This is a genomic window from Marinomonas flavescens, assembly GCF_004352835.1.
GTDB lineage: Bacteria > Pseudomonadota > Gammaproteobacteria > Pseudomonadales > Marinomonadaceae > Marinomonas > Marinomonas flavescens.
Genome location: NZ_SJSB01000009.1, coordinates 69,418 through 80,756 on the forward strand (window position 1 = coordinate 69,418; position 11,339 = coordinate 80,756).

9 protein-coding genes are annotated in these 11,339 nt (G+C 40.2%); 2 read left to right on the forward strand and 7 right to left on the reverse strand.

What is annotated here, in order from left to right:
• The 7 genes from E0D70_RS10925 to E0D70_RS10955 all read right to left on the reverse strand — a co-directional run bounded on the left by E0D70_RS10925 (nucleotide 1) and on the right by E0D70_RS10955 (nucleotide 7,947).
• Complete coding sequence (locus tag E0D70_RS10925; RefSeq protein ID WP_133012326.1) at nucleotides 1–1,293, reverse strand: TRAP transporter large permease; 1,293 nt, start codon at nucleotides 1,291–1,293, stop codon at nucleotides 1–3.
• Nucleotides 1,294–1,308: 15 nt separating this feature from the next.
• A complete protein-coding gene (locus E0D70_RS10930; RefSeq protein ID WP_133012327.1) occupies nucleotides 1,309–1,773 on the reverse strand; it encodes a TRAP transporter small permease in 465 nt (154 codons plus the stop codon).
• Between the two features lie 55 nt (nucleotides 1,774–1,828).
• Entirely contained in the window at nucleotides 1,829–2,830 is a 1,002-nt protein-coding gene (locus E0D70_RS10935) for a TRAP transporter substrate-binding protein (RefSeq protein ID WP_207923246.1), read from the reverse strand.
• An 84-nt stretch (nucleotides 2,831–2,914) separates the two neighbouring features.
• On the reverse strand, nucleotides 2,915–3,913 hold the full coding sequence (gene araD1 / locus E0D70_RS10940; RefSeq protein ID WP_133012328.1) for an AraD1 family protein: 999 nt from the start codon (nucleotides 3,911–3,913) through the stop codon (nucleotides 2,915–2,917).
• 8 nt (nucleotides 3,914–3,921) lie between these two features.
• Nucleotides 3,922–5,094, reverse strand: a complete 1,173-nt coding sequence (locus E0D70_RS10945) for an L-rhamnonate dehydratase (protein WP_133012329.1) — start codon at nucleotides 5,092–5,094, stop codon at nucleotides 3,922–3,924.
• 868 nt (nucleotides 5,095–5,962) lie between these two features.
• Nucleotides 5,963–6,874, reverse strand: coding sequence for a pseudouridine-5'-phosphate glycosidase (locus E0D70_RS10950; protein ID WP_133012393.1), 912 nt, complete (start codon nucleotides 6,872–6,874; stop codon nucleotides 5,963–5,965).
• Complete coding sequence (locus E0D70_RS10955) at nucleotides 6,871–7,947, reverse strand: PfkB family carbohydrate kinase (protein ID WP_133012330.1); 1,077 nt, start codon at nucleotides 7,945–7,947, stop codon at nucleotides 6,871–6,873. Before E0D70_RS10955 ends, E0D70_RS10950 begins: the two co-directional genes overlap by 4 nt.
• Before the next feature lie 272 nt (nucleotides 7,948–8,219).
• Between E0D70_RS10955 and E0D70_RS10960 the strand changes: the two genes are divergently transcribed.
• Both E0D70_RS10960 and E0D70_RS10965 read left to right on the forward strand, forming a co-directional pair.
• Entirely contained in the window at nucleotides 8,220–10,517 is a 2,298-nt protein-coding gene (locus E0D70_RS10960; protein ID WP_133012331.1) for a putative bifunctional diguanylate cyclase/phosphodiesterase, read from the forward strand.
• Nucleotides 10,518–10,592: 75 nt separating this feature from the next.
• Nucleotides 10,593–11,318 (forward strand): 1-acylglycerol-3-phosphate O-acyltransferase, encoded by a 726-nt coding sequence (locus tag E0D70_RS10965; protein ID WP_133012332.1) that lies wholly within the window; start codon nucleotides 10,593–10,595, stop codon nucleotides 11,316–11,318.
• Nucleotides 11,319–11,339: the final 21 nt, after the last annotated feature.

The following is an 11,339-nucleotide window of genomic DNA, read 5'->3' on the forward strand; positions in this document are numbered from 1 at the left end:
TTAAAGTAAATTAACCAGAAATAAGAAACTTTCTGGGAAGTAAGATGTTATTAACAAGACAATCAACATACTAAAACCAAATGGTAAAATAGCTTTACTAATTTGATTTACACTGACTTTAGAAACAGAGCTGGCAACAAAAAGGTTTACTCCAAGTGGAGGTGTGCAAAAACCAATAGCTAGATTAACTGTCATAATTACGCCGAAAGAGAGGGGGCCCACACCCGCAGCGACTGCTACCGGGAGTAGAATTGGGGTTAGTATAATAATCGCTGCAATTGTTTCCATGAACATGCCAACAATCAGTAGCAAAAGGTTGAGCATTGCAATTATGATAATTGGATTGTCAGAGACACTCTGAAGTGCCATTGCTACTTGCTGGGGAACTTCTGCAATTGTTACTAGTCGACCAAATGCGATCGAAAAAAGTACTAACGACAAAATTCGTGCGCTTACTTTTGCGCTGGAAAAAAGAAGGTCGTATAACTGTTTTAAGGTAAGCTCTTTATATACAAAAATACTGATAATAATAGCATATACAACCGCCACAGCACCTGCCTCAGTTGGAGTAAATACCCCTCCATAAATACCGCCAAGAATTATTAGAGGTGTGAGTAGTGCCCAGAAAGCATTCTTAAAAACACTAATAGTCGATTCTTTAATCAAGTCTGCTGAGAGGTTACGACTCTCATGATTATCTAATGACTTCCCTATGATAATTCGGCTAGTTATTGCAAACAGTATCCCTAATAAAATCCCAGGAACAATTCCTGCTAGGAACAGAGCTCCTATTGATACGTTAGCACTCACACCATAAACGATCATTGGGATACTTGGAGGTATTAAAACCCCAATCATTCCTGATGAAGCCGTAAGTGCTGAAGAAAAATCTTTTTTATATCCAAGTGTATGCATTTGTGGAATTAGGTTTGAGCCTACAGCGGCTACTGTCGCTGGAGCTGAACCAGAGATAGCAGCGAAAAACATCGATGCTAAAATGTTTACATAAGCCATTCCTGCTCTAACTTTACCAACTAAATGAAAAGCTAAATTGACTAATCTTTTAGACAAGCCCCCTGTTTGCATAACCTCACCCGCAAGCACAAAAAGCGGAACTGCTATTAAGGTGAATGAGTCTGACAAACTGATCATTGAGCTTATTAATGAGCTAATAGGTGGGGCACCTGGAACTGTAATAATAGTTATTAAAACAGAAATCCCCAATGCTATTGCTACAGGAAAGTTCAATAGCAGAGCCATTCCTAAAACACAAAAAAGAACAATACTAAGCATAGAGTTTATTCCTATTTATTTGTTATTTTTAAAGGAAATTACATTGAAATAAATCAAGTTCACTATGGAAAGTATGCAGCCAGTGACAACAGAGATATAAAGAATGTAAACGGGTAAACCAAGTACAACAGATGATTGCCTCCAAATATAAGGCTTCATGGTTGTTTGGTAAGTAATAAGTGCCAAATAACCTAGGAACAAAACACTACACACACATATCAATAAAGAAGATACTTGCTTTGCCTTTTTACTAGATATTAAGAGCGTTAGACCTCCTATACTGATATGTTCATTCTTAATGTAGTTTGCAGAAATTCCTAACCATGCCATCCATAAAAAGCACCATGAGGTAAGCTCCTCAGACCAGGCTAAAGATTGACCTGTGACATAGCGCATGAACACCTGCATTACCACTAAAAAAACAATCGACAAAATAGAAAGTACACAAAGAAATTTTTCAAGCTTATTTAAATAAGACATTTGATGACCCTATAAAAATGGCCAAGAGAGTGGTTGTCTCTTGGCCAAAACACAGTTAGTTAACTGAAAGCTCTTTAACTTTACCCATCCATAAATCATATAGATCGGCGCCTACTCGTTTTCTGAAGCTTTCTCTTACAGGGGCAACAGCATCAATAAATTTTTGTCTCTGCTCACTAGTCAGCTCGGTAACTTGTACGCCACTTTCTTTGATTTCTTTGAGATATCGGTCGTTTTCAGCCTCAATTAACCCAAAATCATATTCGATAGCCTCAGCCATCGCTTCTTTTAGTAGATGTTGATCTGACTCATCTAAATCATCATAGAAACTCTTATTAATTACAGGCAAATATAGAGCCAAAACATGATTTGTAAGTGTTATGTAATCCTGAACTTCATAAAATTTTTGGGTGTATATTTGTGAGATAGGATTCTCTTGAGCATCTATGACGTTCATCTGAAGACCCGCATAGACTTCACCAAAATTCATTGGTGTTGGGTTTGCCCCTAATGCTTTAAAAGCTGCAATATGTGTTGGAACTTTCATTGTTCTTAGCTTCATCCCACTAAGATCTGAAGGACTTTTAACTGGATGGCCATTATTAGTTAAAACTCGTTGCCCCATCTCCATCCAACCAAGGCCTACTAAGTCTAGGTCATTAAGGTGATGCATTAACTCATCACCAGCTTCAGAGTTAAGCACTTTGAAAGCAACGTCTTTATTTGGGTAAATAAATGGTAGTTCTGCAACTTCAAATGCTGGGTCCCATTTAGCAAAGAATGAAGGGGGCTCAACAGCCATTTCAACTGTACCTGCTAAAACAGCCTCAATCATACCTGTATCTCCAGCAATTTGCCCTGAAGGAAAAATGGTTACATCAATTCTATTATTACTGCGCTCTTCCACAATCGATGCAAATTTCTCTAATGCCTTATGCATATGGAATTGAGTACTTGAACCATGGGCTATTTTGATTTCAATGTCTGCAGAAAATGCTGTAATTGGCAAAGTGACTAAAGACGCGAGAAGACTCATTTTTATTGCTTTGTTTTTCATCTTTGTTTCCTTTAATTATTTTTTTGAATACTAAGATTACTAACGAAAATTATTTAATTATCTTTAATTTTTTATATTTACTATTTAAATACTGCCAACCTTAACTACTTCCTTTTCGTTTGCATGCTCAAACTTAACAGTGTTTGAAAGAGGCATTCCAAAGGCAGGCACTTCGATTTCAATTTTGTCACCGTCTTTAATTCTGACACCATCAGAAAAGCTTAGGGTTGCTGTCCCAAAGAAATGAATATGGATATCTCCTGGGTGAGACAGCTGCTTATATTTGAAATGATGGTGTTCTAGATTAGAGATTGAGTGAGTCATGTTTGCCTCACCGGTTAAAAATTTTTGTTCCCAAATAACCTCTCCATTTCTATATATTCTGCTCTCTCCCTCAATATGCTCAGGTATATCACCCAGAATAATTTCTGGACCATAGCTGCAAGCTCTCAATTTTGAATGAGCTAGCCAAAGATAATTACTTCTCTCTGTAATATGATCAGAAAATTCATTCCCAATGGCAAAACCTACTCTTCTAGGTTTAGAGTCTTTATCAATAATATAAACTCCGACAAGTTCAGGTTCTTCTCCTGCATCTTCGGCAAAGTTTGGCACTGGAAGTTCTGCACCTGGCGCGCAGACGATACTGCCGTCGCCTTTATAAAACCACTCTGGCTGAGATCCTATTTCATCAGAATTTGGTTTCCCTCCATCGACACCTAATTTGAACATTTTCATACTATCGGTCATTTGATCATCATTATTCGATAGTTTTGCATGCATTTCAGAGCGAGCACTCGCGCTGCCTAAATGAGTCAAACCAGTACCAGAGACTAAGCAATGAGCTGGGTCTGGGTGAGTTATAGGAGGCAACAAACACCCTTTTTCAAGAGTTTCTCTGTAATCTAACTCTTGGGTTGAAACGAGCTTTAATACTAGATCTTTGATTGAGATATTCTCTCTAATAGCAAGTAAAGCTAAAGCGTATGTACCACCCGAAAAGTCCAATACTTGAAGCGTATTAGCATCTTTAACTAGGGCGACCTTTGTTTCTTGATTCTGTTTAAACTGAACAATTTTCATTTAGCCACCTACTCAATAATATTAAATTGATCTAAATAGCGATCTGAAATAGTTAACCCTAGACCTGGTTTATTATCATCAAGATCTATAAAACCATTTTGAGGTTCAGGATCACCTTCAAAAATGTAGTAGAAGAGCTCATTTCCAACTTCTACGTCATTAACTGGAAAGTATTCAGCCATTGGAGATGCAAGTGAGGACATTGTTAAGTGATAGTTATGCATTTGCCCAGCATGTGGGATAACGGGGACACTATAAGCTTCAGCAATAGCATTAATTTTATGTGCAGCTGTAATACCTCCAACACGGTTTGTGTCATATTGAATCACTGATATAGCTTTTTTATCGAGTAACTGCTTAAAACCGTAGCTAGTAAATTCATGCTCACCACCTGAAATAGGGATAGAAGTTAGTTGGTTAAGCTCAGCATAACCATCAATATCATCCGCAATAACAGGTTCTTCAAGCCATCGTGGTTCATATTTTTCTAGCTTAGGGAGAATGCGTTTTGCGTACTCTAAGTTCCATCCCATATAACACTCTAACATTAAGTCATTGTCATACCCGATAACTTCACGAATAGCTTCTACACTTTTAAGATTTTCTTTGACACCTTGAGTTCCATCTTTTGGACCATATCCAAATCGCATCTTCATAGAAGTAAACCCCTGATCAAGATACTTTTGAGCTTCATCTTGCATTTCTTTGAGATCAGTCCTGTATAGCTTGGATGCATAACATGGAATCTTCTCTTTAGTTCTTCCGCCAAGTAACTTAAATACAGGTCTATTAGTTGCTTTGCCCATTAAATCCCAAAGAGCAATATCAATTGCTGAAATTGCAGCCATAGCAACACCTTTACGACCCCATGCATGAGTTGAGCGGTACATTCTCTGCCACAAATACTCGTAATCAAAAGGGTCATGACCAATGACTAACGGAGTAAGGTATTGATCTATTATTGCCTTTGCGATTCGAGGAGCTAAAGCAACATTACCAATGCCTACCAGTCCATCATCTGTTTCAATTTCAACCACTGTCCAACCATGAAAGCGAAATGTCCCCATGGAGTCACCACGGTCCCAAAGTTGATCCATAGCATTTGAGCAAAAATTTGCCTGCGGTGGAACTGTATGACCTTTCCACTCAAATGTACGTGCTCGCACATTAATTATTTTCATTACGATATCTCCATGAACTTCAAGCACCCAACGAAGGTGAACATAATTCTGATTCAATCCAAACGATCTAGATATTATAAAAAGCACATCAAATCTGGTTGTCTGGTATGGCAACAATACCAGTTGAAAATTATCATAGTCAACTATTTTTATTGTACTAATTGTCTGTCATTAAAAACCTAATTGTTTTCAACTGGTTACAGGTGTTTCTTTGATGGATGAAAAAATAGAAAACCGTAGAAAAGGATTAACGGAGAAAGTAATACTTTATTTGTTAAGTAATTGAGAAATACTAAATAAGATGGTTTTATTAATAGTTAAATAATGAAGAGGAAGAAATAGAACGGGAGACGGATGGGCTTCCCAACCTTTGGATAGAAGAGCTCGTAATCGATTCAAGTTGATTTCACAGCATTAATTTATCTATTCGAGTCATAAAAATCTCTTTAAGTGTTTTACTATATTTGTTGTTGAATTCGCTTCTGGAAAAAGTGAGTTGATATGGCATGCTTATGCTCGAATATTAAATATGAATTGTCTCATAGACTGAGCTTATTCGAGTTTTCTCTAGAAACCAACGCCAGAAAAATAAGAAGTATTTTAAGTCCATTTCAAGATTTAGGTTTTACCGCACACATATTGAAAATAAAGTTGCTTTTTTGTACTAAATAGATTAGGTAAAAGTGTAAAAATTGTTCGTTAAGATAAGATAATAATGGGCTAAAAGCCCATTAAATAGGTTTTATTTCTTCATAATTCCTTTTATTCAAAGCTGAATAGCTTCTCGCTAGAATATTGAGTGTTTAGCGTAAAAGGTTACTGGCAAGACAACTACTGGCAGTCCTGAGTTCTTTAGTTCTTTAGTTCTTTAGTTCTTTAGTTCTTTAGCTATCTTGGCGGCTAAGGTCGCGTTGTTAAAAACCAACTGAATGTTGCTGGCTAAGCTGTTACCGCCTGTTAGCTCAGCAACACGAGAGAGCAGGAAAGGAGTCGAGTTCTTGCCAGAGACGTTCTGCTCTTCCGCTTCTTGCAATGCTTGTTCAATCGCCCCATCAATGATGTTTTTATCCATGGCGAACGCTTCAGGAATTGGGTTGGCAATGACCGCCCCCCCATCTAAAGCAATAGCCCACTTGGCTTTCAGAAAATCACTGATGTCTTCAGCGGAGGATAAATTAAAATCCACCGTTTGGTCACTTTCTCTGGCATAAAACGCGGGCAGAGAATGCGTCTGGTAGCCTAATACCGGCACCCCTAGGGTTTCCAAATATTCACGGGTTAACGCTAAGTCTAGAATGGATTTTATTCCGGCGCACACCACGGCCACATTCGTTTTGGCAAGCTCCTGCAGGTCTGCAGAGACATCAAAGGTTTGCTGAGCGCCACGATGAACACCGCCAATGCCCCCCGTAGCAAATACTTTTATACCGGCCATTTCTGCAATAATCATTGTCGCTGCTACTGTGGTAGCACCGTGTTGCTTGGTGGCTAAAACAAAGGGCAAATCTCGTCGTGAGCATTTAATAACAGATTGCCCTGCTTGCCCTAGCGTATTAATTTCTTGTTCACTTAATCCAGCTTTTAATCGGCCATCGATGATGGCAATAGTGGCAGGTACCGCGCCATTATCTCGGACCACTTGCTCGACTTTTCTGGCGGTTTGCGCATTTTCTGGCCAAGGCATTCCATGCGAAATAATTGTGCTTTCTAAGGCGACGATAGGGAGGTTGTTTGCTATGGCGTGAGCGACTTCAGGGCTAATATCTAGATAATCATTCATCGTGTTTTCATCCATGTTTGTATTTCTTGGTCGGTTAGGTTTGGGTGATTAGCGTGTTGGCATTCTAGGGTCATGCCTGCACAAGCAAGGCTGAATTTAAGCTGTTCTTGCAAGGGTAAATCTTTGTTTCTTGCATGAATAAAGCCAGCGAGTAGTGCATCTCCTGCACCAGTGTCGCTAATGGGAATGGTTGGATAGCAAGATATGCTTAGGCTCTGCGTAGCATCGTGGTACATCACTCCTTGGCTGCCTAAACTGAGAAGTACAGCAGAGACCCCTTTGTCTAATAACGTCTGTGCTAATGTTTGTGGGTCATTTTCAGAGGAATCTAACAGCGCGCGCGCTTCGTCTTGGTTTACTTTTAATAGATCAAGTTTGCTTAGAATAGGTTTTAAGCGGGGTGCTTTGCTGGCTGATACAGCGTCCGCTGCCCAGAATGCCTGAAAAGGCTGATGGCTAAACCATTCAATGGCGCTTGAGGTTAGATTAGCGTCAATTAGCAGGAGCTGGGCAGAATGTAGAAGGGGCGTTTTAGTGTGCAGTAAACTGGCGTCCAAAGCATCGATAATGCGCATATCAGCAATGGCAGCAACCAGTTGCCCCTGATCATCATTAACCGCTAGGTAAGTACTTGTCGGGTAATCAGGGTGTCGAAGAATATTCTGTGTATTGACCCCCGAGAGCTGGGTTTGCTCAATCATCCAGTCTCCAGAAGCATCCACTCCCACTATGGATATTAGACTGGCGTTCTCTCCTAAGCGGGCAAGGTTCTCTGCAATATTCCTTCCTACACCGCCAGGGCTCTGTATTACGTCTCCGGGGTTGGAGTCCTTCGTCCGCAAAGCATGGCTACTTTTCCCATGAATATCCAGGTTGCTCCCGCCAACAATGACAACGCCATTTTGGCTGGGAACAATATAGCCTTTACCAAGTATCAACCCTTGTCTTGTTAGGCGCATAATATGCCCAGCAATGGACTCTCTGCTCATTCCTAGCGTATCAGCGAGTTGCTGTTGAGATGCCATGGGGTGTTGCTTCACTGCATCAAATACCCGAGATTCTACTTCCGTCATAAAATCACCATAACTTATGTTATTAAATAAAGCATAAGTTACTGATCATAAAATAGCCAATAAAAATGTCTGTTATTTTTATAAAAGGGCTTTATTACGGGAAGGGATGGATCAATGGTCGAAAAAAGGATAATTTCTAATTAGGTAATCAACTAGTCTTTAGAGAAGTGTTTAATAATATAAGCGATGACAGTACTAGTTTGATGAACTCTCGGCGGTTTCGGCTGTTTAACAAGGCATATATAGATGCTGATAGAAAGGAATATAAATAGATGTTAACCAGCTTTCGCTCTCGGTTAATTGCTTTGTTATTAGGTTTGCTGGCGATGGTTCAGTTAGGCACCGCTGTGGCGGTACTTAGTTCGCTAAAAGAAGACAATTATAAACAAGGTGTTCAAGCGATAGACGTCGCACGAAATGTATTCTATTTATCCCTTGAAAGTCGAGCGAATCAGTTGACTAAAGGCGTCGGGATTCTCGCTTCCGATTTCGGTTTTAAACAAGCCGTTGCTACGCAAGAAATAGGGACAATTCGTTCTGTTTTAGTCAACCAAGGGGCTCGTATTGGCGCTGATGTTTCTTTCTTAGTTTCACCTTCAGGGAAGATACTTACCGCTACCAAAGAATTGGATATTGATAAAACCGTTTCGAGTCTAATTCAATCTGCTCGTCGCTCAGGCGGTGCAGCCATTAACACTATGATTTCTTCTCATGGGCAAGCCTATCAGTTGGTTTTAGTGCCTGTGAAAGCTCCTAATACTATTGCTTGGGTTGGCATGGCTTTTTTATTAGATAAAAAACTGGCACAAGAAATTAAAGCGGTAACGGGGCTGGAAATTAGCTTCGTGGGCGATACAAATAATGGGCAAGAAGTTTCTGGATATTCCACTCTCCCCGAACAAGATAAACATGATTTATTTGCAGAAATTCAAAGTGTGGGCGCGCTTACTAAAAAACCTCAATTTACCAACTCGGATAAATACTTATCTCTTGGTATCGACTTAGATGCCAAAAATCAATGGGGTGTTTTGCACTTACCATACAAACCTTGGTTAGAAAGTTATAACCGAGCCCGTAATCAACTGTTACTTATCTTTACCGGCGCATTAGCGTTGGCCTTATTATTTGGCATCCTGCTTGCCAGAAACTTAACAGCACCAATCGAACGACTCGTTGAGTTCGCTAGGCAGATTGGTTTAATCGGCATTGAAGCCAAAGCGCCAGCCGTAAAAGGTGAGTTTTGTGTGTTAGCGAATACCATGATGTCGATGCAAAACTCAATTTCATTACGAGAAGAAGAGCTAACCAATCGAGCCTTTCATGATCTACATACCGGTTTGTATAATCGCAGCGCGGTGGAGCAATACCTGAATAGAGAGCTGCCTCGTGAAAAGGGGTATTTAGTATTGGTGGACATTCGCCACTTCAAAGACCTTAACAATATGTTGGGTTTTGATAATGGCGACTTGTTATTACTTAAAGTCGCAGAACGACTATTGGTCTGGGGCAGTCATGCTGTGATGCAAGCACGCATCGCTGGAGATCAATTTTTATTAGTATTTGATGAGGAAATCACATCAGACGAATGCAACTCATTGAGCGCCTTCTTTGACGAGGCTTTTATCGTTCAAGGGTCAGAAGTTCTGCTCTCCGTTGCCGTCGGTGTACTACCACTAGAAGACACGATTCTGAGTGTCAATGATGCTATGCGCCGCTTAGACATCGCAGTGGATCAAGCCAAAGAAGAGCCTGGTGGTGTTGCTTTTTACCAAGCGGGTCAAGATGAGAGCCATCAGCGTCAATTGCGTATTATTGGTGACTTGTCTGAGGCTTTGGATTCAGGGCAAATGTTTGTTGTGTATCAACCAAAAGTGAGCGTCGCATCTAAGGACTGTAACGAAGCTGAAGCCTTGATTCGTTGGCGTCATCCCGAATTAGGCTTTATTCCTCCCGACGAATTTATCACGCTACTAGAGCATGCTGGTAACATTCAATTATTGACCCATTGGGTCATTAAATCTGTTCTTGCACAGCTAAATATATGGTGGTCTGAAGGGCATAGAATTCGTGTTGCCATCAATTTATCAGCCCATGATCTAGTGAATGAACAGCTACCAGGAATGATTGAAAAGGCGCTCAAAGAGAATAATTTACCTGTTGAAGCGCTGGCTTTAGAAGTGACTGAAAGTGCTGTTATGAAAGATCGGCTTAAAGTGATCCAAGTATTAAAAGGCTTGCAGTCGTTAGGGATTCATCTTGCTATCGATGACTTTGGGACCGGCCAATCTTCATTGGCGTATTTACGTGAACTGCCTGTCAACGAGGTGAAAATAGATCGCGCATTTATTCAGTACATTGATAGTAATAAAGGTGATGAATTTATTGTCAAAGCGTCTATTGAACTATCTCATAGTTTAGGCTTCCAAGTGACTGCAGAAGGCGCGGAGAATGCCGAAGGTGTTGCTCTTCTTGGTCAGTATAAATGCGATAAAATCCAAGGTTATTATTTCTCCAAACCATTGGTTGCAGAAGAATTTTTACGCTGGCAACAGGCATTCAAACCCGTTTAAACATTGGATAAATGATCTGTCAGTTTTAATTTGACTCAGTCAGATTCATTATTTGAGGGCAAGGTAAGTTCAAGTATGTTATTTCTAATAAGAGTGTTGTTACTATTTATTGCGATTGTTGGTATTACTTTGTGGGGCTTAGTGTTCTGCCTATTCACATTAGGGTCTAAAGACCGTGTTTACCACCTTAGTAAAGTCTTTGTCCGAGTTGCTCCTTTGTTTGGCTTGTCTGTAGAAGGGCGAGTCGCTAAAGAATCTGAATCGATTCCTCAAGCTGTTTATGTTTCTAATCACCAAAATAATTTCGATTTAGTCACTGTGCCAATCGTGTTTCCTAGAGGTGCGGTAACGGTTGGTAAAAGTTCTCTGCGTTGGGTTCCTTTATTTGGGGCTTTATATTGGATCAGCGGTAATATCATGATCAACCGCGATAACAAAAAGCAAGCCATCGCCACTATTGATCAAGTTGTTGCTGGAATGAAAACCACAGGCTTATCTATTTTTATGTTTCCCGAAGGGTCGCGTAGTCGAGGTCGTGGTTGGTTGCCTTTTAAACGTGGAGCATTTCATGCGGCGGTTCAAGCAGGTGTGCCCATCATCCCCGTCGTATGCAGTAACACCCACGAGCACGTAAAAGTGAACCGCTGGTGCAACGGTAAGGTGATTGTTGAAATGCTACCACCTATTGCAACCACCGGTCTGCATGAGACCGATGTGGTTAATTTGGTTAAACAATGCGAAACACTGATGCATGAAACAAAACAACGCCTAGATGCGGAATTGGCTCAACCGAACAAGTAGTTTTTTGTCGTATAAAATAGT

Excerpts from the sequence above, each read along its gene's own strand:
- E0D70_RS10925 (WP_133012326.1), bottom strand. The coding sequence starts at position 1,293 with ATGCTTAGTATTGTTCTTTTTTGTGTTTTAGGAATGGCTCTGCTATTG.
- E0D70_RS10930 (WP_133012327.1), bottom strand. The coding sequence starts at position 1,773 with ATGTCTTATTTAAATAAGCTTGAAAAATTTCTTTGTGTACTTTCTATT.
- E0D70_RS10935 (WP_207923246.1), bottom strand. The coding sequence starts at position 2,830 with ATGAAAAACAAAGCAATAAAAATGAGTCTTCTCGCGTCTTTAGTCACT.
- araD1 (WP_133012328.1), bottom strand. The coding sequence starts at position 3,913 with ATGAAAATTGTTCAGTTTAAACAGAATCAAGAAACAAAGGTCGCCCTA.
- E0D70_RS10945 (WP_133012329.1), bottom strand. The coding sequence starts at position 5,094 with ATGAAAATAATTAATGTGCGAGCACGTACATTTGAGTGGAAAGGTCAT.
- E0D70_RS10950 (WP_133012393.1), bottom strand. The coding sequence starts at position 6,874 with ATGAATGATTATCTAGATATTAGCCCTGAAGTCGCTCACGCCATAGCA.
- E0D70_RS10955 (WP_133012330.1), bottom strand. The coding sequence starts at position 7,947 with ATGACGGAAGTAGAATCTCGGGTATTTGATGCAGTGAAGCAACACCCC.
- E0D70_RS10960 (WP_133012331.1), top strand. The coding sequence starts at position 8,220 with ATGTTAACCAGCTTTCGCTCTCGGTTAATTGCTTTGTTATTAGGTTTG.
- E0D70_RS10965 (WP_133012332.1), top strand. The coding sequence starts at position 10,593 with ATGTTATTTCTAATAAGAGTGTTGTTACTATTTATTGCGATTGTTGGT.